The organism is Streptomyces sp. NPDC127197 (genome assembly GCF_042672405.1).
GTDB lineage: Bacteria > Actinomycetota > Actinomycetes > Streptomycetales > Streptomycetaceae > Streptomyces > Streptomyces flavusporus.
On record NZ_JBHXVG010000039.1, the window covers coordinates 14702 to 36183 of the forward strand.

Annotated in this window: 24 protein-coding genes and 1 pseudogene; 13 read left to right on the forward strand and 12 right to left on the reverse strand. The window is 68.0% G+C overall.

Going from position 1 to position 21482, the window contains the following annotated elements; all coding sequences use genetic code 11:
- Positions 1–210 precede the first annotated feature (210 nt).
- The 3 genes from ACFVJQ_RS37145 to ACFVJQ_RS37155 form a co-directional block, all read right to left on the reverse strand.
- Complete coding sequence (locus ACFVJQ_RS37145) at positions 211–771, reverse strand: hypothetical protein (protein ID WP_385515029.1); 561 nt, start codon at positions 769–771, stop codon at positions 211–213.
- 64 nt (positions 772–835) lie between these two features.
- A complete protein-coding gene (locus ACFVJQ_RS37150) occupies positions 836–1033 on the reverse strand; it encodes a hypothetical protein (protein ID WP_385790097.1) in 198 nt (65 codons plus the stop codon).
- A gap of 56 nt (positions 1034–1089) precedes the next feature.
- A complete protein-coding gene (locus ACFVJQ_RS37155; protein ID WP_385790099.1) occupies positions 1090–1323 on the reverse strand; it encodes a hypothetical protein in 234 nt (77 codons plus the stop codon).
- 72 nt (positions 1324–1395) lie between these two features.
- Between ACFVJQ_RS37155 and ACFVJQ_RS37160 the strand changes: the two genes are divergently transcribed.
- From ACFVJQ_RS37160 to ACFVJQ_RS37170, 3 genes are all read left to right on the forward strand, one after another.
- The gene (locus tag ACFVJQ_RS37160) at positions 1396–1518 is read left to right on the forward strand and encodes a hypothetical protein (protein ID WP_385790101.1); all 123 of its coding nucleotides are present in this window, start codon (positions 1396–1398) and stop codon (positions 1516–1518) included.
- A gap of 9 nt (positions 1519–1527) precedes the next feature.
- Positions 1528–2097: a GNAT family N-acetyltransferase gene (locus ACFVJQ_RS37165; RefSeq protein ID WP_385790103.1), complete on the forward strand. Its 570-nt coding sequence runs from the start codon at positions 1528–1530 to the stop codon at positions 2095–2097.
- A gap of 125 nt (positions 2098–2222) precedes the next feature.
- Positions 2223–2759: a hypothetical protein gene (locus tag ACFVJQ_RS37170; RefSeq protein ID WP_385790105.1), complete on the forward strand. Its 537-nt coding sequence runs from the start codon at positions 2223–2225 to the stop codon at positions 2757–2759.
- 191 nt (positions 2760–2950) lie between these two features.
- On the opposite strand, the gene ACFVJQ_RS37175 is transcribed toward ACFVJQ_RS37170, so the two are convergent.
- Together ACFVJQ_RS37175 and ACFVJQ_RS37180 are read right to left on the reverse strand one after the other, a co-directional pair.
- Complete coding sequence (locus tag ACFVJQ_RS37175; protein ID WP_385790107.1) at positions 2951–3859, reverse strand: class I SAM-dependent methyltransferase; 909 nt, start codon at positions 3857–3859, stop codon at positions 2951–2953.
- 646 nt (positions 3860–4505) lie between these two features.
- Positions 4506–5573: a hypothetical protein gene (locus ACFVJQ_RS37180; RefSeq protein WP_385790143.1), complete on the reverse strand. Its 1068-nt coding sequence runs from the start codon at positions 5571–5573 to the stop codon at positions 4506–4508.
- A gap of 592 nt (positions 5574–6165) precedes the next feature.
- Between ACFVJQ_RS37180 and ACFVJQ_RS37185 the strand changes: the two genes are divergently transcribed.
- A complete protein-coding gene (locus ACFVJQ_RS37185) occupies positions 6166–6651 on the forward strand; it encodes a hypothetical protein (RefSeq protein ID WP_385515035.1) in 486 nt (161 codons plus the stop codon).
- Positions 6652–6918: 267 nt separating this feature from the next.
- Here the strand turns inward: ACFVJQ_RS37185 and ACFVJQ_RS37190 are convergent, their stop codons facing one another.
- Entirely contained in the window at positions 6919–7431 is a 513-nt protein-coding gene (locus ACFVJQ_RS37190) for a hypothetical protein (protein WP_385790109.1), read from the reverse strand.
- Between the two features lie 138 nt (positions 7432–7569).
- Here ACFVJQ_RS37190 and ACFVJQ_RS37195 point away from each other — a divergent pair, with 138 nt between their 5' ends.
- The 7 genes and pseudogenes from ACFVJQ_RS37195 (at position 7570) to ACFVJQ_RS37225 (ending at position 12782) form a co-directional block, all read left to right on the forward strand.
- A complete protein-coding gene (locus ACFVJQ_RS37195) occupies positions 7570–8151 on the forward strand; it encodes an RNA polymerase sigma factor (RefSeq protein ID WP_385790111.1) in 582 nt (193 codons plus the stop codon).
- Entirely contained in the window at positions 8148–8375 is a 228-nt protein-coding gene (locus ACFVJQ_RS37200; protein WP_385515038.1) for an anti-sigma factor family protein, read from the forward strand. Before ACFVJQ_RS37195 ends, ACFVJQ_RS37200 begins: the two co-directional genes overlap by 4 nt.
- A complete protein-coding gene (locus ACFVJQ_RS37205; RefSeq protein ID WP_385790113.1) occupies positions 8375–9187 on the forward strand; it encodes a methyltransferase domain-containing protein in 813 nt (270 codons plus the stop codon). Before ACFVJQ_RS37200 ends, ACFVJQ_RS37205 begins: the two co-directional genes overlap by 1 nt.
- A 159-nt stretch (positions 9188–9346) precedes the next feature.
- Positions 9347–9772, forward strand: a complete 426-nt coding sequence (locus ACFVJQ_RS37210) for a DUF4259 domain-containing protein (protein WP_385515040.1) — start codon at positions 9347–9349, stop codon at positions 9770–9772.
- A gap of 41 nt (positions 9773–9813) precedes the next feature.
- On the forward strand, positions 9814–10218 hold the full coding sequence (locus ACFVJQ_RS37215) for a hypothetical protein (RefSeq protein WP_385515041.1): 405 nt from the start codon (positions 9814–9816) through the stop codon (positions 10216–10218).
- 805 nt (positions 10219–11023) lie between these two features.
- Positions 11024–11476: pseudogene (locus ACFVJQ_RS37220) on the forward strand (IS3 family transposase); the annotation flags it as partial.
- Positions 11477–12035: 559 nt separating this feature from the next.
- Positions 12036–12782 carry a phosphotransferase family protein gene (locus ACFVJQ_RS37225; RefSeq protein ID WP_385515042.1) on the forward strand — a complete coding sequence of 249 codons (747 nt, stop codon included), beginning with the start codon at positions 12036–12038 and terminating at the stop codon, positions 12780–12782.
- Between the two features lie 76 nt (positions 12783–12858).
- Here the strand turns inward: ACFVJQ_RS37225 and ACFVJQ_RS37230 are convergent, their stop codons facing one another.
- The gene (locus tag ACFVJQ_RS37230) at positions 12859–13659 is read right to left on the reverse strand and encodes an IS5 family transposase (protein WP_385790145.1); all 801 of its coding nucleotides are present in this window, start codon (positions 13657–13659) and stop codon (positions 12859–12861) included.
- Positions 13660–13845: 186 nt separating this feature from the next.
- Between ACFVJQ_RS37230 and ACFVJQ_RS37235 the strand changes: the two genes are divergently transcribed.
- Positions 13846–15255 (forward strand): IS701 family transposase, encoded by a 1410-nt coding sequence (locus ACFVJQ_RS37235; RefSeq protein ID WP_385790147.1) that lies wholly within the window; start codon positions 13846–13848, stop codon positions 15253–15255.
- A 189-nt stretch (positions 15256–15444) separates the two neighbouring features.
- Here the strand turns inward: ACFVJQ_RS37235 and ACFVJQ_RS37240 are convergent, their stop codons facing one another.
- The 4 genes from ACFVJQ_RS37240 to ACFVJQ_RS37255 are packed head-to-tail and all read right to left on the reverse strand — an operon-like array spanning position 15445 to position 19553.
- Complete coding sequence (locus ACFVJQ_RS37240; RefSeq protein WP_385790116.1) at positions 15445–16398, reverse strand: carbohydrate kinase family protein; 954 nt, start codon at positions 16396–16398, stop codon at positions 15445–15447.
- 1 nt (position 16399) lies between these two features.
- On the reverse strand, positions 16400–17593 hold the full coding sequence (gene metK / locus ACFVJQ_RS37245) for a methionine adenosyltransferase (RefSeq protein ID WP_385790118.1): 1194 nt from the start codon (positions 17591–17593) through the stop codon (positions 16400–16402).
- 38 nt (positions 17594–17631) lie between these two features.
- The gene (locus ACFVJQ_RS37250; protein WP_385515045.1) at positions 17632–18024 is read right to left on the reverse strand and encodes a hypothetical protein; all 393 of its coding nucleotides are present in this window, start codon (positions 18022–18024) and stop codon (positions 17632–17634) included.
- Positions 18021–19553 carry an MFS transporter gene (locus tag ACFVJQ_RS37255; RefSeq protein ID WP_385515046.1) on the reverse strand — a complete coding sequence of 511 codons (1533 nt, stop codon included), beginning with the start codon at positions 19551–19553 and terminating at the stop codon, positions 18021–18023. The genes ACFVJQ_RS37250 and ACFVJQ_RS37255 overlap by 4 nt, the downstream gene beginning before the upstream one ends.
- Positions 19554–19727: 174 nt before the next feature.
- Between ACFVJQ_RS37255 and ACFVJQ_RS37260 the strand changes: the two genes are divergently transcribed.
- Positions 19728–20144, forward strand: a complete 417-nt coding sequence (locus ACFVJQ_RS37260) for a hypothetical protein (protein WP_385515047.1) — start codon at positions 19728–19730, stop codon at positions 20142–20144.
- Positions 20145–20314: 170 nt separating this feature from the next.
- On the opposite strand, the gene ACFVJQ_RS37265 is transcribed toward ACFVJQ_RS37260, so the two are convergent.
- Entirely contained in the window at positions 20315–21361 is a 1047-nt protein-coding gene (locus tag ACFVJQ_RS37265; protein ID WP_385515048.1) for a methyltransferase, read from the reverse strand.
- Positions 21362–21482 lie beyond the last annotated feature (121 nt).

Here is a 21482-nt window from a genome sequence, read left to right on the forward strand (position 1 = left end):
TGAGAGCAGGCGACAGCGCACACAAATACGCAGCGAGTAGCGGAAAAGGACCGACCGCACCCACGCATGTGCACTGCCGGGCAGATGAGGACCCTTCCACAATCGGGGAGCACCGAGAGTGAGGTCAATAGCACCTGGAGTAATGGAAGGATTTTCCTTCCTGCGGGTGATTTCTGGCCCATAAACCCCTTCTGGTCAGCGCGTTTTACGCTAATCGAGGTTCTCGGGAAGTCTCGCTACTGCGATCCGCCGTCGTACGCGGCGCATATGGGCGGCGTACAATTCCAGCGCCTTTTGAAACTCGTCCCGGCGTGCACCACACCGCGCAGAGACGGCGCGCGTGCTGGACCTCCTGACCGCCTCGCCGACGTCATAACCCGAGGCGCGAGCGTCCTTTTCCAGGTCGCAGAGCCCGTGGCTGCGTCGTAAAGCGGACGTGGGAGTGCAGGCGGCGACCTCCCTCGACTTCGTCGCGGAAGCCGGAGTGCTGGTGCCGGCGTAGCCCTCGAACATCTGGATGCGCTGGTGGCGGTACTGGAGGGCGCTGGCGATGGTGCCGCCGGGGCGGTGGGCGATGAACCAGGCCAGGGTGCGGCGGAACTGCCGGGTGGTCAGGTGCAGCAGCCGTCCCCGATCCTCGGGGATCGTGTCCGCGCGCCCCCGGGCGGCGTAGTAGGCGTTGATCCACTGGGCGAGTGCCGCGATGTCCGTGACGGTGGTGTTGCTGCGCCGGCGGCATCCAGTGCGGTTCGTCCGTCTCCGGGAAGACATGGCACCTGGCGACGTGGCGGCCTTCGGTAAGGGCGCGGTGCCGGCCTCCGGGTGACTGCACCCGTCAGCCGGACGAGCCCTTGGCGGTCGGGTCAGCGGCCACCCGACAGGCCGGGCACAGAACCTGGGCCTTGGGTCCGTAGCGGCGGGTGAGCCCCTGGCAGCGTGGGCAGAAGCCGACCTCTTCCGGTAGGCAGCCGAGCAGGAGCGCGGCGGCGCCCCGGTCCATTGAGGGGTCGATGCGCTGCGGCATCTCGTCCATACGTCCGAATGTACGTCCGGGGCCTCGTCCGGGCAGGCCGACAAGGGTCACGTTGCTCATGCCACGTCGATGCCCAGCACGGTGTCCGGCCGGCAGAACTGGCACGGCTCGATGTTCGGGTCAGTGAGCTCTCTCGTGCGCCCAGCAGAACAAGAGGTGACACCATGACGTAGCGGTGTTCTTGCTGTTCGGAAGCTGGCCGCGGCCGGGCTGAACAGGCCGTGTTGCTGCACGGCGACCAGTTCGCCCGCAATCGGGCCTTGTACCCGGCCGACGTTGCCATTCAGCATGCCGTCAGGGAACGTCCGGAGCCGGAGGCCGCGGCCGAGGCCGCCGGGCGCGTCCTCGCGTACCTTCCGGAGGTGCGTTCCGATCGGCTGTTGCAGCAGCTGCACAACGTGTCGAGTGCGCTGCAGCGGCACGCGTCCATCCCGGCGGTCGCGGACTGGCTGGAGGAGTACCGCACCATCGCCGGCGTCAGCTAGGAGGAGACGGTGACCACCCCGAGCACCCGCACCGACGTGGTGATCCGTACCTACGGGCCCGGCCAGGTCCCGCCGTTGATCGACACGCTCGCCGACATTTGGGCCGACAGCCATCCGGAGCTGGTGGACAACCCGGGCGCGGAGGCGATGGGCCTGTCGGTGCCCGCGCTCCACCGACAGATCACCGGTCACCTCAAGCACCCCGGCTTCGTCCTGGTCGTCGCGTACGCGGGCGGCAGTGCCGTCGGGTTCGGCTACGCGTTCCCCTGCTCGGCGGACTACTGGTTCGGCCCTCTGGTGGAGCAGGTCCCCGAAGGCGCCCGCACCGAGCGGCTGATGGGCTTGTGTGAGCTGGCCGTCCGGCCGCCGTGGCAGTCCCAGGGCATCGGCACTCGGCTGCACACCGCCCTGCTCCAGGCCCTCAACCCGCGCTGCTCCTCGCTGCTCGCGCTCCCGTCCAACCTGCGAGGCCAGGACCTCTACGCACGGCTCGGGTACATGTACGCGGGCCCGTACCGCAACACGCCCGACGGGCCTGAGTTCGACCTGCTGCTCCTTCACGTCCCGGACGCGGCCTGAGGGTCGTCGAGGCGGCGGCCGTCCGTCCAAAGGCCCTTCATCGGGATTCGTCAGACCCTCGGATCATCGGCGGGCTACTGTACGGACACGCTGCGCTGCGCACGGTCAGCTGAGGAGGGAATCCCGTGCCATCGCCCTGCGACCCCGAGCACGCTCCCGCCGGCGATGTGGGTGCAGCGCTCATGATGATCGACTCTCGGCTCAAAGCCATCTACGACGGCAAGACCCAGACCGACGCTGAACAACAAGCGCTGACCGACCAGTTCGCCGGGTCCCTGGGCCCCGGCGGAGTCGACGACGTGCTGGACGGCGCGTGCACGCTCATCTACATGTTCATGCAGTGGCTGCGGATGGCCTACGAGGACCACGGCAAGGACGTCATCGAGTACGTGGTGCCCAACCTCGTGGCCACGCTGCGCATGATGCCCAAGAGCGTCCGTCCCGAGGCCATCCCCACCATGGCCGGCCTGCTGGTCGCTGCGGGCACCGGCCTGAGCCCCAGCCTGTGGCGCAAGCAGTACGGATCCTGGACCGAGGACGAGATGAATCCCCTGGAAGCCACCGCCTTCCTGCTCGCGGAGCACATCAACCGACTCACCGACGACCGTGACTTCGCCACCCGCATGATCACCGAAGCTCTGTCCAGTGCGGACGAAGGCTGACGTGCAGCCTCCCCAGGTGATCAACCTTCAGTGGCAAACGGTTGTCCCGTCTCAAAGGATTTGGTCCCGGCTCAGGCCTGTGGCCTGCGGGGACCAGTTCAGTTGAGACCCGGGGATGCTGGGAATCCCGGGTGATGTGGTCCTGGACCAGCGGATGCCGGACGCTGTCTCAGTTGATCTGGTCGGGTTGCTCAGCCCCTCGGGGTGCCTTCGAGTTGGAAGTGCCAGATGACCACGATCGGGGAATCGTCCAGGGCCACGGCCGACGCTTCCGGGCACCAGTGCAACAGGTCCCAGGACATGCAGGTCGGGAGTGGATCCGGGGCGGTGTCGGAGTCGAGGGAGTGGCGCGGGCGGCGGGGTTCCTCGCAGTGCCGGACCTGGAAGCCCAGTGGGAGGGCTGCGGCGAGGTAGGCGCTGAGCGGGCGGTGGTATTCGGCGAGGAGGGACGGGCGGCCGTCCGGGCCGGGACGGCGGGCCAGGGTCGGCCGGAGGTAGGACACCAGCAGGTGGGCATCCGAGATCACAAGGTTCCCGCCAGGGCGCAGGACACGCGCGAACTCGGCCAGCACGGGGGCCAGGTCGGGGACGTGAGTCAGGGCGAGCGCGCAGACGACGGTGTCGACCGCGTTGTCGGGAAGCGGCAGCTGGTGCAGGTCGGCCTCGTGAAAGTCGACATCTGGCAGGCCCTTGCGGGCCTGGGCGAGCATTTCGGGCGAGGCGTCGACGCCGATCACATCGTGGCCGAGTTCATGCAGGTAGGTGGTGTGGCGGCCGGTCCCGCAGGCCGCGTCCAGCGCCGTGCCGGCGGGCAGGCTGTCCAGGATGCGCCGGACAATGGGCTGCTCGACGTCGATCATCTGGTTGCCGGGGGCGTCATAGTGCGGCGCCCACCCCTGGTAGACGTCGGCCGCGCTGATCGTGCCCGGACTCGCCGTGACCCCCTCGGCATGCGCGAGGGCGGGCGCATCCAGCAGGGTGCGGATCTCGGCGATCCGGGCCTCGACGAACGCCCGGTCGGCGCTCCCCTCCCTGATGCCGCGCAGCAAAGCAGCACCCTCGATGCCCAGCAGATATCCCAGGGGGCTCAGATAGGTCATCCCACGGACGGTACGGACTCATGCTCCGACGGCTCCACCGGTTTTCCGGCGCTTCGAGCGGCCGTCATCGGTGGACCAGATCACCTGCGACCACCGGCGAATCAGACCAGATCATCTGAGACGGAGACCAGATCGTTAGAGACGGGACAACGGTCAAGGTTCGGTGACACCGAACACTCGATGTTCTGTGTCACCGAACCTTGACCGGTTGCCATTGAACCTTGACCAACGGCTGGTTTGTGACAGCGAAGTTGGATCGCTGCCGGTCAGCGACCCAGACGCTGACCGCTGGCGGCGCTCTGAGGGGTCAGTAGTCGAACCTGGGCGGCAGTCCGCCAGGGCGCAGTGGCGCAGGACAGTCGGAACGAGGGTGCAGCGTGGGCCCCGAGCTCCACCCCCAACAACCGACCGCTTTCCAGATCTTCCTGGACCAACGAGGCTTCCCGCGAGCCCAGAGATGGCGTGCCACCGGCTGACCCCACCCACAAGATTCCCGACAGAGTCAGGCACTGACGCCTCTGCCGCCAGGGTGGGCGCCAGGAAGTGGCGGGTAATGATCACCAGCCACGCTGGAAGCGATCTTCATTTGCTGCGGTCATGCCTGGTCAGCGGCGTCCGTGAACACCCCCGGCTTCTCAGCGACGGCTCATTGAATCAGGTCGGTGTGCGGATGGTCTGGGGATGCCGGACAGACATAGAGCTGCAGGTTGTCGGTGCTGCCGACTTCGACCGCGGTCGGCTGCGTGGGATTCTCGCCGGCGACGTAGCTGGGTGAGAGCGCGGCGGCTTGATCCTCGTACGGGGCCCAGCCATGGGTGCCGCCGTCCCATTCGAACGAGGCGATGGTCAGCAGCGGGACCATCTGAGCGTCGCAGACAGCGCAGAAGCGGATGTAGGGGTCGGTGCGGCCCCACGGGGGCCAGCCACCGACCTTCCACCCGGGAGCGTCGGCCAGCTCGCAGTCATAGAACTCTTCCGGGTAGTCCTCGTGCGAGCTGTCCACGCCGACGTCGGCCGCCTGCCATCTGCTCCAGTCCTTGAGCAGTTTCCGCAACTCTCCGCTCAAGTCGGCGGAGTTGGGATACTCGGTGATCTGCTCCGGCGCGAGCAGGCACGGCTCCGGCACATAGCCGTCGTGGTCGGCCTCATACGGGTCGGGGGGTACGGCGAGGACGTCGACGACCTCGGCGGCGGACCGCCAGAACAGCGCGGTCGAAGGTTTGTAATGCGGTTCGTGGTCGTAAGGGCACCACAGCACCTGAAGCAGATCGGCCTGTCCGGGCGGCCGCAACAGGGGTATGTCGCGGAGATACAGCTGGGCCACGGGCAGCATGGGGACCGGACTTTCAGCGGGCCACGGAGGGCCGGCGTCGAGGCGCTCCATGAACACCGCGTCGTTCCGCTCCTTGATTGACGCCTCCTCAGGCGTGTAGTGAGGGCCGTGGGGATCACGGCGCAGCCGGGCCCGCCTGCGCCGCTCCAGCCGTATTTCTGCCGGTGACTTGGACCTGCCGCTGCCGGGGTGCGAGCCGTTGCAGTGCGGCCACGGCTCCTCAGCGGGCCACAGCAACGGCCCCCCGACCGAACTCTCGAACACCGAAGGCGACCCGGCACGAGGATGCAGCCGAATCGCCGCCCGCGCCAACGGAGCCAACTCAGGAAAGACCGCGGCGATGTCGACCGGCCGCGGCGGAGTAGTACGAACGAAGTCCATACCAGCGATCCTGCCACCGGCCACTGAACCTCCCCGCTCGCCCGCGAGCGTGCCTCGCGCGACGCCGCTCCCCTCCTCTCCCGCTTTCCCACCACTGAGCCCGGCGAGGCGGTTCATCAGCAGGTGGGAGGGACCGCAAAACGCTGAGCTACACCTGAACGAAGCCGGTTCGCTCGGCCTGCCCATCCGACAGTTGGGCGAGCCGGGCAACTCCGCTGTACCGACTGCGTCTTCAGGACGGGTGCGGGTGCGGGGAAGCCCGGCACCCGACCGGTGTGCGGCCGGTATCGACGAGGGCTCGGATGGCGGCGGCGCCCACTCGTCGACGGCTACTGTCCGTAACGGCTGAATCGTGGACCGTGGGCACGAAGTCCAGCGTCCCCAGATGCGCGATGACCTCGCGTTCGACGGACCGCTGGTGGTCGAAGTCGAAGTCATCCAGTTATCTGGGGTAGTGAAGGAGTCTTGCAAGTCGCTGTTCAGGACGCTGCGGACGCGTCCGAAGGCAGCTGAGGTTCACCCTCTGACCAGGGCGCTGCTCTGGGAGGTAAGCCGCTGTCCTGTTGGAGTCGTGCATCCGTAGGATCACGTCATGACTGCCGATGCCCCGCTCACCCGAGAGTCGTTCCGGCGCCTCCAGCCGATTAGCGTGCCCAGGCCGGTGTCTCAGTTGCCGGATCGTGTCTGGACTGACGAGGACTGGGGCCGGATCCGGCGCGGATATCGAGCCCGGGACATGGATGAGAAGTGGAACATCTTTGCCGAAGGCGATGTCGTTTTCATGCACAGAAGTTGGACCGGTCACGGCGTCTATGAGGCGTCCTTCGCCCCCGTGACTGGTGGTGGGAGAAGGATCTCCTCTGCTGTGGTGGAGGCCGATGGGGAGCGCTATCGGAGCATGGGCGACGAGTACGATCGTCTGATGCTGGAGCTGATCATCAGCGCGATCGTCCTTGGTGAGCCAGCCGCCGACCTCCGGGCCGGACTCGTGGAGCTGACTGCTCGGGCTTCGGGAAAGAGCGGTCTCCCCTCGGGTGTGGTGGAGCACAGTGCTCTGGGATTGCGCTCTGGATCGTGAACTCTGCAGCCAGGCGAGTGCTGTCACGGCCTCGGGCCATGTGAGGGCATCACTCGTTGCAAGCGCAGGACTCGCCGTGTGCCGCGGCCGGTCGTTGTTCGAGCCCTTGGACGCGCTCGCGGTGGGTGATGCGCTCGCGGCGGAGGGCCGGGATACCGGGGAAGGTTCAGGTGGCGATTCCCCCTCACCTCTGACTCTGTGTGCCAGAGCTGCGCGGTGGCCAGTCCGGCTGCTGCGTTCATGAGGCCAGCGTGGCGAGCAATGCCGTCAGTCCTGCTCCCTTCGTGCCGTGAGCAGAGGCCGCAGTGCGATCAATGCGCCGAGGACGAACACTGCGGTGGCCAGGTAGATGAGGCCGAGATGGCCGAGGGTGTCGAGGTCGTACGGGTAGTGGGCGGGCAGTGCGACGGCCAGACCGAGCACGGGGACGGCGATCGCGGTGAGGTAGGCCCACACAAGGCCGCGGCGGACTCCGAACCAGGCAAGCGCCGTTGTGGCCACTCCGGCTGCCGCGATGAACCCGGACACCGCGATATGCAGGTGCGAGATGTATTCGTACAGGTCGGGGCTGAACGCCTGGATGTCGGATCGGCCGACATCCACCTCGCCCGGACCGATACCGAGTTCCAGGAACGCGCCGGTGAAGTTGCGGACGAAGAAGATCACCGCGTATCCGACGAACGCCAGACCGGCGAGCGCCATGAGCGCGGATCCGAGGCGGAGCATGCCCGGGCTCCCGGCAGCGCCGACTGCGCTCCTCCGATGGGTGACGGTGGTCATGGGATGCCTCCTTGCGGTCCTCGAAGGGCCGAGATTGGTGCTCTCGGCTATGGAGACGGCGCAGGCACTCGAAGTTATTGCAACGAGACAAAACGCAATAAAATCGGCCTCAGGAATCGTCTACGTGGTGTGGCAGGCGTGCAGGTCACCAAGGCCGACCAGAGGGAAGACTTCCGCCGACTGGTGCGAGCAGAGCTTCCCCGCCTCTACACGATCGCCCGTTCCCTGGTCGGCGCTGATGCCGAGGACGCGGTGCAGGACTGCATGGTGAAGGCGTTCGAACGGCTCGACCAGCTCCACGATCTAGCGGCGGGTGCCGGGTGGCTGCGGAGCATTCTCGTCAACTGCTGTCGCGACCGCGGTCGGGCCAGGGCCAGGCAGCCGACGCCGGTGGACTTCGAGGAGGCGGAGAACTTCTCCCTCTATCGAAAGATCGCTTATGAGGATCCCTTCCCCTACTCGGACAGTCTCCACCTGGACTTCCTTCAGGGATTCGGGTGCGAGGACGTGCACGCCGTGCTGCTGCGGCTGCCGGAGATCTACCGGGTCCCGCTCGTCCTGGTCTACATGCACGGCTTCCTGGCCAGGGAAACCGCGGCGATCCTGAAGGTGCCGCTGGGCACCGTACTCGCCCGCCTGCACCGGGGACGCAAGCTCTTCGAGAAGCAGATGTGGGACTACGCGCAAGAGAACGGACTGCTGAAGGAGGGTGTGCGTTGATCACCTGCTCCGAGGCGGTGAGGAAGCTGTGGGAGTACCTCGACGCCGCACTCGACCAGGCGGACCGCGAGGGCGTGGAAGAGCACCTCTCCCTGTGCCGGCGCTGCTGCGGTGAGCTCGAATTCGCCGTGGAGCTCCGCAGGCTCCTGCGCGGCCCGGCCCGTGAAGACATCCCCGCCGACGTCCTGCGACGCCTGAACCAGATCCTGGAGGAGCTGGGCTGATGAGCCGCGATCTGATGCACAGCGACGAAGTCAAGCAGCTGGTCCGCGACGCCTACCGCAACGTCCCCGCATCCACCGCCGCCGTGGCCCGCAAGCTGTACACCCCCGAGGAACTGGCCGAGGTTCCCCAGGCCGCCATCGACCGGGCCCTCGGTGTGGCCGACCACCTCCGCTTCGCCGACGTCCACCCCGGTGACACCGTGCTCGACATCGGCTGCGGCGGCGGCATCGACACCATCCTGGCCGCCCGCCGCACCGGCCCCACCGGCCACGTCATCGCCCTGGACTTCCTGCCCGAGATGCTCCAGCGCACCGCCGACGCCGCAGCCGACGCCGCCCTGACGAACGTCGAGACCCTCGAAGGCGAGATGGAAGCCATCCCGCTCCCCGACGACACGGTGGATCTGATCATCTCCAACGGCGTCATCAACCTCTCCCCCCGCAAAGCCCGCGTGATGGCCGAATGCGCACGCGTCCTGCGCCCCGGTGGCAGGCTCTGCGTCTCCGACCTCACCGTCGGACAAGACGACCTCCCACCACAGATCCTCACCCAGCCCGCCGCCTGGGCCGGCTGCGTGGCCGGGGCACTGTCCGAAGAAGACTTCGTACGCAAGCTCGAGCGTGCCGGGTTCCGGGAGGTCGACGTGCCGTACCGCCACCCCATGAGCGTTGACGACTGCGCGCTGTACCCCCTCTTCAGCACCAAGGTGATCCAGCTCATGAAGAAACTGATCCCAGCGGAACAGCAACAGGCTGTGGCAGTCTCGGTGGTCATCCGAGCTCAGCTTCCGCCGTCACAGGCCGACGGGTGAAGCCAGGCTCCGGGCTCCCAGATGCTCAGTGACAGGTGTCGCGCCCAGGTGACAACTATCTCGCCCAGTCACACGTGCTTCATCCTGGTCTGGACCGCGCAGCCGCTGTCAGTGGCCTCTGTCAGGATTCCTCGGTCAGCACCATGATCGGGAGAGACTATGGGCACTTGGGACGTCGGCCCCTTCGACAACGACACCGCAGCGGACTTCTGCGGCGACCTTGACGAGGCAGCCGCAGGCGAACGAGAGGGCATCGTTCGCGGCGCTCTCACACGTGTGATCGATACTGCGGACTACCTCGAAGCGCCCGAATCGGATGTGGCCGTGGTCGCGGCCGCCCTCGTTGCGGCGCAATGTCCCGGAGGTGAGCCTGCCGATCCCGTTTATGGGCCGAAAGAGCCCCTTCCTGGTCTCACCGGCCTGCGCGATCTCGCCCTCCGCGCCCTCGACCGGGTCCTGACCGAGCCGTCCGAGCTGATGGAGCTATGGGCCGAGTCGGATGGCGGCCCCTGGCGTGCGAACATCCGCCAGTTGCAGAACGTGCTCCTGCCACAGCCTCCCGGAGAACAGCCCAGCCTGATCTGACCCACCGCAACCGCTTCTCGAGTCCTACCTGAAAGGCCACCATGGGCTGGGACGTGCTCCTCCTCCGCCTGCCCGACGACGTCACCTCGATGCACGAGCTTCCCGCCGACTGCACTCCGGCCCCGTTGGGCCGGCAATACGACGTGCTCGCGGCTGTCACCCAGGCCGTTCCCGAAGTTGATCTCTCGGACCCCACATGGGGCGAACTTTCCGGCCCCACTTGGTCCATCGAACTCAACATCGGCTCAGAAGACCCGGTGGACTCGATCATGCTTCACATCCGGGGCTCCGGCGACGACGTGCTGGCACCCGTCTTCCGTCTTGCCGAGGCGCTGCGGTGCAAGGTGCTCGACTGCACGGAAGGGGACCTGATCACTCCGGGGCAACTATCAGGCTGGCACGCCTTCCAGCAGTTCCGCGATCGAGTGCTCGGACCCTCTCAGTGATGCCTCGCGATCGTGGCACTGGCATGCGCCCCATGCACCCTGAAGCCCGATCGATCCTTGAGGGCCTGCTCCCGCCCGGTCGGATGATCACATCCGATGAAGGCGACGGAGACGTACAGCCCCTGTGCTCAGTGACGGACCGACCACGGCTGAGCTGTGGACTCAGATGCTCGCCGAACACTCACGCTCCGGCTTGTGGCCGCTGCTGCTCGACTCGCTGGATCCGAGCGAGGGCGAATTCCGCCCGTGGGGATCTGGGGAGATTTTCCCAAGCAGATGTCTTCCCCAGCGGACCACGACCCTGCTGGCCTTCTCGCACAGTGGTGGGCGACCTATACAGCCGTCGATGAAGACGACGACATGCTCGACACCCGCAGGCGCCTCGCCGTCACGGCTCCCTTCGGGCAGAACTGGCCAGGCCTCGCGCCCAGCCGAGAGACCAAATTGAGCCCCGGCCAACTGGCTGCCGAGTACGCCCAGACGTTCCTTTCCGATCGCCCCAAGTCACGCCTGGGACTGAGGCTTTTCCAACCTGATGGGGCGGCAGGTTGCGGGTAGGGATGGGCTGTACGAATTAGCGAAGCTCCTGGTAGACGGGTTCACGACCAAGATCGCCCGTACGTGCCAGGAGCTTCGCGTGCTTGTGTACCCATCCGCGCTCGATCTGTCCAGTTCGAGCCTGCGGTACCTGACCCGTCACCTGTCCGCCCACCGCGTGCGCATCGGTAGCCGGTGGCGCCGGCTCGGAGCTGGACGCCAAGCTCTGCTTGCCCTCGCGCATCTGCGTTGCGGGGACACCTACGCCCAGCTCGCCACGGTGATCGATATCTGTTCGCGGCGGGTGGTGGGCTGGTCGATCGCCGACCATATGCGCACCTCGCTGGTCACCGACGCGATCGAGATGGCCGTCGCCGCCCGCGGCGGCCAGGTCCACGGCGTCGTCTTCCACACGGACAGGGGCGCCCAGTACAGCGCGGCCGCCTTCGCCGACGCGTGCCGCCGGCACGGCATCCGCCGCAGCATGGGCCGGGTCGGCACCAGCTACGACAACGCCCTGGCCGAGTCGTTCTTCCAGGGCCTCAAGCGCGAGTTGCTCCACGGACGCCGCTGGACCTCGAAAGCGCAGACCCGCCTCGAGCTGTTCCGCTGGCTGGCCTACTACAACTGACGCCGCCGCCACTCCGCCCTCGGCTACCTCACACCAGCCGAGTTCGAACAACAACTCCCCGCATCACATACGCTGTCACTCATCGCATGAAACCCGGTGTCCACTCCCGAGGTTCAGCCCCATGGGACAGCTGGAGATGCCAGATCCACACCGCGACCCGACGGGTGTAGAGCTGGCACGGCACTGACTTGTCCCGCCAGTTCTCCGACGTTGCAGACTGTCCCGTCTTGAATGATCTGGCTCCGCGCGGAGGCTCCGACCTGCGGCGACCAGTTCGGCTGAGACGCGGAGATACTGGGAATCTCAGGTGATGTGGTCCCGAGCGGGTGAGTGCCGGATTTTGTCTCAGCTGATCTGGTCCGGCTCTGCCGTTTCGAACCGATAAGGCCGTTCGCGTAGGTCTGACCGGCACTCCGGCGCCCGTTGGAGATCACTTCCCCGCTTCACAGAAGATCGTTCCTCAGTGTAGGGAGCCCAACCGCCCGCCTCCACGGGTGCTTAGGACTCCTAACAAAAGTGGTGGGCTTTGACCTGGTGAGAGGTCGGTGTCGTGCACGAGGCCGCGAGGTAGGCGGGACGCGGTCAGCCGCGCAATCGCACGTGAGAAACCCGGCGACGTCGACGATCATCCCCGGGATACTGGTCGCCCATGGATGAGGTCAAAGTCGTCGTCGCCCATTCCGAGCGCGCGACCCTGCGCGTCGGCGACGTGTTCCTGAAGGTGGACGCCGATCAGGCGCGCATCGACGTCGAGGTCGAGGCGATGTCCCTCGCGCCAGTCCCAACCCCGGAGGTCCTGTGGCGCAAGCCGCCCGTGCTCGCGATCGCCGCACTCCCAGGGACGACGCTTGGACGCCTCGGCGGGCCGTCGACCGGGTCGCCGACGGCGTGGGCCGCGGCGGGCGCCGCCATCCGGAAGCTGCACGACGCGCCGCTGCCGCCCCGGCCCGGCCGGGCCGGCCGGAGCATCGTCGCGCTGGCGGCGGAACTCGACGACGAGTGCGAGTGGCTCGTGACGAACGGCCTCCTGCCCGCGGACCTGGTCACCCACAACCGCCAGGTCGCCGAGGCCGCGCTCCGGCCGTGGACTCCGGCGTTCACGCACGGCGACCTGCAGATCGCGCACGTCTTCGTCAACGGCGACGAGGTCACGGGCATCATCGACTGGTCCGAGGCGGGCCAGGGTGATGCCCTGTACGACCTCGCCACCTTCACGCTCGGACACGAGGAGCACCTCGACGACGTCATCGCCGGCTACGGCACCGACATCGACCTCGACGTGATCCACGCGTGGTGGTCGTTGCGAAGCCTGCTGATCGTTCGCTGGCTGGTCGAGCACGGTTTCGACCCGTTCGCGCCGGGTTGCGAGGTCGACGTGCTGAGATCCCGCATGTGAGGCTGCGCGGGCCCGGTACTGCTGCGAATGCGTTCTGACGTATCGAGAAGGCCATCTCCTGGGGCACATCGTGCCCTCACCCCCGACGCAGTGCGGTGCGGAGTCGTCGCCAGCAGATGACGGCGCAGCCGAGGGTGACGAACGCGTGGTGGATGTCGTCGCGGATCTCCCAGCGGATGCGCAGGCGGCGGAACCAATGCAGCAGCGCGATCGCTCCTTCCACGACCCAGCGGTACACCCCCAGGCCGGAGCCGTGCCCGGTGCCACGCTGGGCGAGGTGCGGGGTGATCTGGAACCGGCGGACCTTGTCCCGGTAGACCTCGTGGTCGTAGCCGCGGTCGGCATACAGGTGCTTCGGGCGGCGCAGTGGCTGACCGCGCTTGCCGCGGATCGGCGGGACGGCCTGGAGCAGCGGGATCAGTTGGGTGACGTCGTTGCGGTTGCCGCCGGTGGTGATCGCGGCGAGCGTGATGCCCTGCGCTTCGACGATCAGGTGGTGCTTGCTGCCGGACTTGCCCCGGTCCACCGGGGACGGTCCAGTGGCGGGCCCGCCCTTCATCGCGCGGATGTGGCTGGAGTCGACTGCGGCGCGGGAGAAGTCCAGCATGTCCGCGGCCCGCAGCTCGGAGAGCAGCAGCTCGTGCAGGCGCTGCCAGACCCCGGCCTCGTTCCAGTCCCGCAGGCGTCGCCAGCAGGTCATGCCCGAGCCGAAGCCCAGCTCCTGGGGCAGAAACTCCCAGCGGATCCCGGTGTACAGAACGAACAGGATCCCGCACAGCACCTTGCGACTATCCAGACGCTTACGACCCGGACGCCGCGGATTACGCGGGACGACCGGCAGCAGCGGCTCGATGCGCGCCCACAACTCGTCGTCGATCTCCCACGGTCTGGCAGCAGCCTTCCTCGTCTCGACTGACTCGCACCCCCTCCGGCCAGCATCAACGAGAACTGGCACACCGTCATTCCCGGAGGTCCAGAAGCCTCCTTTTGTTAGGAGTCGTTAGCGGTGGTTTGTTGACGTGGGTCAGTGGGCGCAGTAGAAGGACGAGTAGGGGTGGGTGTGATGACTGCTCGTCGTCCGTGTCCGCCGGCTCCGGGCGCGCTGGAACAGTACGCTGCCGGCTTTGATGATCTGTTCGACTCTCTGGCCCAGCGTCGGGGTTTTCGTCAGTACCTGACCGGGTTGCTGGCGCCGCGGGAGCGGAACAAGACGCTGACGTGTCTGGCTGGGGCCGAGCCGGTGACGGGAGCCCAGCATCCCGCGGTGCAGCGGCTGCAGTTCTTCCTCTCCGAATCCCCTTGGGAGCACGAGCGGATCAACGCCCGGCGTCTGCAACGGTTACTGGGTGATCCGCGCACGGCTCCGCATCCGGGTGGAGTGCTGGTCATCGATGATTCTGGCGATCGCAAGGACGGTCGGGCGACGGCGAACGTGGGCCGGCAGTGGTTGGGCCGGTACGGCAAGACCGACAATGCCGTGGTCACGGTGACCACGCTGTGGGCGGACGAGAACGTGTACTACCCCCTGGACGCGGTGCCCTACACACCTGCCCACCACTTCGAAAAGGGCCGCGCTGATCCCGGCTTTCGCACCAAGTGGCGTATCGCTGCCCAACTGGCCCGGCAGGCCCGTGCACGCGACGTGCCATTCCGGGCCGCGGTGGCTGATGGCGCCTACGGTGACGTGGACGACTTCCGCTGTGAACTGCACGCCGCTGACGTGCCGTTCGTGATGGTTGTCAAACGCCGCCGCGGGGTGTGGGCCTACGGCGACCAGGCCCACACCCCCGTCGACGCCGCCCGCGAACTGGCCTGGCACGGCCCCAGCCGGCCCGGCGACTGGACGCCCATCACCCGCACCTTCCGCGACGGGCACACCGCCACATGGTGGGCCGCCGATGCCACCTTGGGATTCTGGGGTCCGGACGGCCTGAACCGGCTGGTGGTGGCCACCACCGACCCGGCGACGCTGCCGGACAAGAGCACCTGGTACCTGGTCACCGACCTGCCCCGCCCCGGCAGCCCATGCGCTGCCCAGTCACCCCACCCGCCCGCCGACCTGGACGAGGTCGTGCGGATCTACGGCATCCGTAACTGGATCGAGCAGAGCTACAAGCAGGTCAAGGACGAGCTCGGGTGGGCCGACTTCCAGGTCCGCACCGACCGCGCCATCCGCCGACACCAGACCCTGGTCAACTGCGCGTTCTCCTTCTGCTGGGAAGCCGGCCTGCCCCCGGCAGCCGCCAACCCACCGGGCCCGGAGAGGGGGCACCTCAACACCCCAACCGGCCCGCTGGCCCCAGGCCCTTCGCGCCGTCCGCAGCTGGCTGACCCCCGCCATCATGCTGCAACGCTGGTGGAAGGCCTGGTCCAGCACGCCCCCACCAGCAGCATTACAGGACTTGATCAACGCCGTCAGCCACGGCCAACAACTCAACCCCTACCTGACCCCGCCCTAACAAACCACCGCTAGTTGACGCCATCAACCCACGGCCCACCCCGCACGAATCCGCCGTCAGCCAACCACAGGTAGCAAAGGCGGGGCAGTCGGCGTGGCTCTGCGAGGGCTGGGCGACGGCCTGACCGCGGTGTAGTGCAGGAGGTCAGGTCGACGTCGGGGCATTCGACGGTCATGGAGCGCGAGCGGGGCATCGTCCCTGGGTCACGTCGCGGTGACCCGGACTGAAGGCGCCGTGATCAGGTCGTCCGATCTGCCGGAGGCCAGCGTGTATGTCTGGGTGCCGACGGTGGCGAGGGCCAGGGCGGCCAGCGCCGAGCCCGCCCGGGCGCACCGAACCGGATCAACTCCTGCGGCGAGGGCCGACAGGTAACCGGCGCGGAACGCGTCACCAACCCCCGTCGGGTCGACCGTCGTGGCGTTGGGCACAGCCGGGACCTCAGCCGGCGGCCTGCCGCTCTGCTCGACGCGGCTGCCCTTCGCAGCGAGGGTCGTCACCCATGTGGAGACCTGGTCCAGTACGTCGTCCGGCGTCCAGCCTGTCTTGGCCAGGAGTAGCTCGCGTTCGTACTCGTTGGTGAACAAGTGGTCAGCCCCGGCGACGAGTTCCCGGATCTGCGCACCGTTGAGCCGTGCGAGCTGCTGGGACGGGTCGGCGACGAAACGCACCCCCAGTGATCGACAGGCCCGGGTGTGGCGCGCCATTGCCTCCGGGTCGTCGGCGCCGATGAGCACGAGATCGGCGCCGCCGCGCCGTTGCAGTACGGCGCTGAGGTCGATGGCGGGCGCATCGCTCATGGCGCCTGGGTAGAAGGAAGCGAGCTGGTTGCCCTCCGTGTCCGTGGTGCACAGAAAGCGGGCGGTATGGCAAGTGGTGGAGACTCGGACGGCGGAGAGGTCCACTCCCACCGCGGCCAGCCGGGCACCGTACGTCTCGAAGTCGGTTCCGACTGAGGCGATCAGGAGTGGTCGGTGGCCGAGGAGGGCCAGCCCGTAGGCGATGTTGGCCCCGACTCCACCGTCCCGGACCTCCAGGGTGTCGACCAGGAAGGAGAGGGAGAGACAGTCCAGGTGATCGGCCAAGAACTGGTCTGCGATGCGGCCGGGGAAGGTCATGAGGTGGTCCGTGGCGACCGAACCGGTGACGGCAATGCGCATGTCAGGCCCCGGCGGCGGCGCGGAGAGCGGGGACCCGGTCGGTCTGCTCCCAGGTGAAGTCCGGCAGCTCGCGACCGAAGTGGCCGTACGCGGAAGTTGGGGCGTAGATCGGGCGGAGCAGGTCGAGGTCACGGATGATCGCGGCGGGACGTAGGTCGAAGACGGTGTCGATGGCCTTCTCGATCGCGGTCGGAGAGACCGTGGCGGTGCCGAAGGTCTCCACGAAGAGACCGACCGGCTCCGCCCTGCCGATGGCGTAGGCGACCTGGACCTCGCAGCGGGAGGCCAGGCCCGCCGCGACCACGTTCTTGGCCACCCAGCGCATGGCGTAGGCGGCGCTGCGGTCCACCTTGGAGGGGTCCTTGCCGGAAAATGCTCCGCCGCCGTGGCGGGCCATGCCGCCGTATGTGTCGATGATGATCTTTCGGCCGGTCAGGCCCGCGTCCCCCATCGGGCCGCCGATGTGGAACCGGCCAGTGGGGTTGACCAGCAACCGGCAGCCCTCGGCGGTGAGCTCGATGCCGTCATTGGCCAGCCGTGCGAGTTCGTGCTCGACGACGTGTCGGCGGACGTCGGGCAGCAGCAGGTCCTCCAGGTCGATGTCCGCCGCGTGCTGGGCGGAGACCACCACGGTGTCGAGACGGACTCGGCCGCCGCCCAGGTATTCGACGGTCACCTGTGTTTTTCCGTCGGGTCGCAGGTACGGCATGGTGCCGCCCTTGCGGACCTGGGCCAGCCGGTACGCGAGCCGGTGTGCCAACTGGATGGGCAGCGGCATCAACTCTGGCGTCTCGCCGCAGGCATAACCGAACATCAGGCCCTGGTCGCCCGCCCCCTGTGCAGTCAGCGGATCGGCGTCCTTCGCGTCGGTGTCCACACCGCGGGCAATGTCGGGCGACTGGGCGCCTATGGAGATCGAGACACCGCAGGAGGCGCCGTCGAACCCCGTCGTGGACGAGTCGTAGCCGATGTCGAGTACCGCGTCGCGGACCAGGCCGGGGATGTCCGCATACGCCGTGGTGGTCACCTCTCCGGCCACATGCACCTGACCGGTGGTGATCAGTGTCTCCACGGCGACCCGCGACAGCGGATCCTCCTTGAGCAGGGCGTCGAGGATCGTGTCGCTGATCCGGTCAGCCATTTTGTCGGGATGCCCCTCGGTCACGGACTCAGAGGTGAACAGCTTGCGGGACATGACACTCCCTCGGGTTTGAAGCGGCTACGGTGTGGGCGTCAGCGGTCGAGGACCAGGGCTGCCCGCCCCGCCTCGGCGGGATCGGTCCCCGGGGCCAGTACGAGCAGCCAGCGGGGCGAGAACCGCATGGCCGTGGCGATGGCGTCCGAGGCGGCGGCGTTTCCCGATGTCCTGGGCAGCAGGACGAGAACGCCGTCCAGCCGTTGGCGGGCCCCGCCTGCGGTAGCGCGTTGGATCGAGCCGCCGGGTGGGTGTAAGGCGACCGTGGCGCCGTGGGCGCCGAGCTTGGCAGCGATGGCGCGGGCGGAGCCGCCCTGACCGAGGACGGCGATGCGCCGTCCGGCCAGTGAGGTCGACTCGGCAGGGATCGGCAAGGGTGGCGGGAGTACGGGGACGGGCACGGCCGGTACGACGACGTCGGGCTGGCTCATGGGTGGTTACCTCCGGAGTTCTTGGGTGGTTGGCGTCGGGCCGAGACTGCTGGGCGGCGTGTCGTCGTGGGGACGTTCCGCCGGCTCAGGTCCGGCGGGGGAGGTGAGGGGCTGCGCCGGGGTGTTGATCGCGAATCCCACGCCGACCGCTCCCCCGGCCGGCAGGGCCGCAACCCAGCCGGACGCCATCGCGAACCCGTGCACCGTGGCGGCCCGTTCGACAACCGCGGCGTACTCCGGCTCCGCGGGCTCTCATACCGCTGTGTCGCGCTGCTCGCCAGCGTGTTCAGTAGCGCGACGCCTATTGATCCGCCGATCTGCTGTGCGGTGGTGAGGGTGGCCGAGGCGATGCCTGTCTCCCGGGGGTCGACGCCCAGCGTGGAACTGCCGATCGCCGCCATGAACGTGGTGCCGGTGCCCAGCCCCACCATGAGCTCGGCCGGCAATACGTGCGACAGATACGCCGGCTCCGTGCCGAGCCCGGTGAGCAGCACCATCCCTCCCGCCGCCAGCAGCATTCCGGGCACGATCAGCCCACGCGGTGGCACCCGGTGGCTGAGCCCGGCGGAGATCCAGGCCGCGCCCAAGATGATGCCGACGGCCGTTGGCAGGAAGGCCAGGCCGGCCTTGAGTGGGGAGTAGCCGAGGACGGTCTGCAGGTAGTACGTGACGGACAGGAACAGGGCGAACAGCCCTACGGTGACGAGCGCCATCGCGACGTACCCACCCGTGCACACGCGACTGCGCACGATGCGCGGCGGCAGCAGCGGCGTTCGGGTGCGTGCTTGCCGCCAGGCGAAGAGAGCGAGCAGGACGGCGCCCCCGGCGAGGAAGCCCAGCACCGCGGCGTCTCCCCATCCGCGTGAGGTGGCCTCCCCGAAGCCTGCGGTGACGGCGACGAGGCCGGTGCCGACCAGGAGCACACCCGGGACGTTCAGGCGGGTACCGCTGTTCCCCCGCCGATCGCGCAGCACGATCAGCGCCCCGGTCACGGCGACAGTGCCGGGTGGCAGATTGGCGTATAGACACCACCGCCGGCTCACGTATTGGGTGAGCAGACCGCCGGCGATGAGGCCGACGACCGAGCCTGCCCCGGCGATCACGCCGAATACGCCCAATGCCTTGGCGCGTTCGCCGGGGTTGTGGAAGGTCGTCGACAGCAGAGCGAGCGCCGACGGCGCGAGCAGCGCGGCGAACACGCCCTGGAGGGCTCGCGCTGCGAACAGCAGTCCCGCCGTGGGTGCCGCGCCGCCCAGCATGGAGGCGACCACGAATCCGATGAGACCGATGACGAAAGCTCGCTCGTACCCGACACGGTCGGCGACCTGGCCGCCGAAGAGCAACAGAGCGCCGAACGCGAGGGTGTAGGCGGTGATGACCCACTGCCGGCTGCCGTCGCTCACGTTCAGGCTGTCCTGGGCGTGAGGGAGGGCGATGCTCATGATCGTGGCGTCGAGCACCACCAACAGCTGGGCGAGGCCTATGACGGCGAGTCCCCACCAGCGTCGCGGATCGGGCGCGGCAGTCATGCGGTCACTGTCGGGCGGTGCGTTGGGGCCCGGCTGGTGTCCGGGGCACCACCGGGTGCCAGGCGGCTCCGAGTAATCGCCTAGCGCGTTGCGTTCGACTCCGGTCAGGGACCCGTGATGGTGGGAGGTATGCGGTGACCGAGGCGTTGAGTGTGCTGTCGCTCGTGGTGAGCGGTGCGTCCTTGGGCGGGTCTGCTGGTCGGCCTGCTCGTGGTCGAGCCCGTACTGCGCGGACTGAATGTCGATCACTACCAGCTGATGAACACGCTGCTCGTGCGCCGGATGGACAGACTGATGCCGGCTCTGGTGGTGCTCGCGGCGCTGGTCGACGTCGCCCTGACGGTCACCGTGGACCGAATGGCTGCCCTGGTGCTGTACGGACTTGCGGCGGCGTGCGTCGGCGGGATCGCCGTCGTCTCCCGGCTCAGGGCACGGCCGCTGTACGAGTGGGTGGAAAAGATCGACGTCGCCGACCCGCTGCCGGAGCGGGGGCACGTACGGCTGAGGTGGCGCACCGTCCACCAGGCGCGCGTCGGGCGCGGCACCGTGGCCGTCTCGCTCGGCACAGTGGCTGCGGCGGTCAGCGTCTGACAGCCGGCTCATGACAGCACTGCGCGCCCGGCACACTGCGCCAGGCACGCGGAAGCGCCTGTCCCCCGTGTGGTGGCGGGGACAGGCGCTTCCTTGCCGCTTCCCTGAGGTTGAGGTCCCGGCCATACCGTGGGGGAGCGGGGCCAGGCCGTCGCGCCGCCAGGGAGCGCTTATCCCCGGTGCAGCAGGCCCTCGACGAGGTGCAGACGAGGCAGTGTGCCCGGGACGGTCTGCACGCTCAGCTTCTTGATTCCGATCTCCGCGAACAGCGGGTCGAAGTCGGCCAGGCTGTGCTTCTGGCCGCCGACGTTCATCATCAGGAACAGGTCGAGCGTGGTGGTGATCCGCATCTCGTCGGGGTGGGCGTCCACCACGCTGTCGATGATGATCACCCGGGCTCCGGGCGGAGCGCTGGCGGTGATGTTGCGGAGCACCGCCAGGGAGTTCTCGTCCGGCCAGTCCAAGAGGTTCTTCAGGATGTAGACGTCCGCCTCGACGGGCACCGACTCCAGGCAGTTGCCCGGCACGATCCTGGTCCGGGAGGCGAGCCTGCCGCCGTCCTTGAGGTCCTCGTGGGCGCCGGCCACTACCTGCTCGAAGTCGAACAGCATGCCGTTGAGGTGCGGGAACCGGTCGAGCAGGGTGCGCAGAAGCAAGCCCTGGCCGCCGCCGATGTCCACGACCGTGCCGACGCCGGTCAGGTCGATGGTCTGCGCGACGACTTCGGAGCTGCGCACGCTGGAGTCCGTCATGGCCCGCGCGAACAGCTGCTCGTCGTCGGGCGCGTCCTCCCGCAGGTAGTCGTAGAACTCCTTGCCGTAGATCGACGGGATGACGGACTTGCCGGTGCGCAGCGCCTCCTCCAGGCGCGGCCACGCCTGCCAGGTCCACGGCGCGCCGATCCACAGAATGAGGTTGCGGATGCCGTCGAGCGAGTCCTCGCGCAGTGGCAGCGACATGTCGGTGTGCGCGAAGCTCCGCTCGCCGACCTCCTCGAACACGCCGTAGGTGGTCAGGGCACGCAACAGCCGGTACAGCAGGTGAGGTTCGAGACCCGCCCTCTCGGCGAGCTCCTCGACCGGGACGGGCTTGTCGCCGATCATGTCGGGGATCTTCAGCCGGGTTGCCGTCTGGACGGCAGCCGCGTTTCCGGCAGCGAATGCCAGCTCACCCAGCCTCCGAATGCCGGCGTCCCCGGCCGGTTGCGAAACGGTCATGGATTCCCTCGCGATCGTTGCGGGCTCCAGGTTCTGACGGCCCGACATTGACCGAGGGCGCTGGTGGGTCGCTGTCCCCGCACTGGTGGCGCGCCGCCCGACCGCGACCAGTGGGCCGCCA

Bases quoted from the DNA above. Each gene is read 5' to 3' on its own strand.
- ACFVJQ_RS37145 (WP_385515029.1), bottom strand. From the start codon at position 771: ATGTCTTCCCGGAGACGGACGAACCGCACTGGATGCCGCCGGCGCAGC.
- ACFVJQ_RS37150 (WP_385790097.1), bottom strand. From the start codon at position 1,033: ATGGACGAGATGCCGCAGCGCATCGACCCCTCAATGGACCGGGGCGCC.
- ACFVJQ_RS37155 (WP_385790099.1), bottom strand. From the start codon at position 1,323: ATGCTGAATGGCAACGTCGGCCGGGTACAAGGCCCGATTGCGGGCGAA.
- ACFVJQ_RS37175 (WP_385790107.1), bottom strand. From the start codon at position 3,859: ATGACCTATCTGAGCCCCCTGGGATATCTGCTGGGCATCGAGGGTGCT.
- ACFVJQ_RS37180 (WP_385790143.1), bottom strand. From the start codon at position 5,573: ATGGACTTCGTTCGTACTACTCCGCCGCGGCCGGTCGACATCGCCGCG.
- ACFVJQ_RS37185 (WP_385515035.1), top strand. From the start codon at position 6,166: ATGACTGCCGATGCCCCGCTCACCCGAGAGTCGTTCCGGCGCCTCCAG.
- ACFVJQ_RS37190 (WP_385790109.1), bottom strand. From the start codon at position 7,431: ATGACCACCGTCACCCATCGGAGGAGCGCAGTCGGCGCTGCCGGGAGC.
- ACFVJQ_RS37205 (WP_385790113.1), top strand. From the start codon at position 8,375: ATGAGCCGCGATCTGATGCACAGCGACGAAGTCAAGCAGCTGGTCCGC.
- ACFVJQ_RS37210 (WP_385515040.1), top strand. From the start codon at position 9,347: ATGGGCACTTGGGACGTCGGCCCCTTCGACAACGACACCGCAGCGGAC.
- ACFVJQ_RS37215 (WP_385515041.1), top strand. From the start codon at position 9,814: ATGGGCTGGGACGTGCTCCTCCTCCGCCTGCCCGACGACGTCACCTCG.
- ACFVJQ_RS37225 (WP_385515042.1), top strand. From the start codon at position 12,036: ATGGATGAGGTCAAAGTCGTCGTCGCCCATTCCGAGCGCGCGACCCTG.
- ACFVJQ_RS37235 (WP_385790147.1), top strand. From the start codon at position 13,846: ATGACTGCTCGTCGTCCGTGTCCGCCGGCTCCGGGCGCGCTGGAACAG.
- ACFVJQ_RS37240 (WP_385790116.1), bottom strand. From the start codon at position 16,398: ATGCGCATTGCCGTCACCGGTTCGGTCGCCACGGACCACCTCATGACC.
- metK (WP_385790118.1), bottom strand. From the start codon at position 17,593: ATGTCCCGCAAGCTGTTCACCTCTGAGTCCGTGACCGAGGGGCATCCC.
- ACFVJQ_RS37250 (WP_385515045.1), bottom strand. From the start codon at position 18,024: ATGAGCCAGCCCGACGTCGTCGTACCGGCCGTGCCCGTCCCCGTACTC.
- ACFVJQ_RS37255 (WP_385515046.1), bottom strand. From the start codon at position 19,553: ATGACTGCCGCGCCCGATCCGCGACGCTGGTGGGGACTCGCCGTCATA.
- ACFVJQ_RS37265 (WP_385515048.1), bottom strand. From the start codon at position 21,361: ATGACCGTTTCGCAACCGGCCGGGGACGCCGGCATTCGGAGGCTGGGT.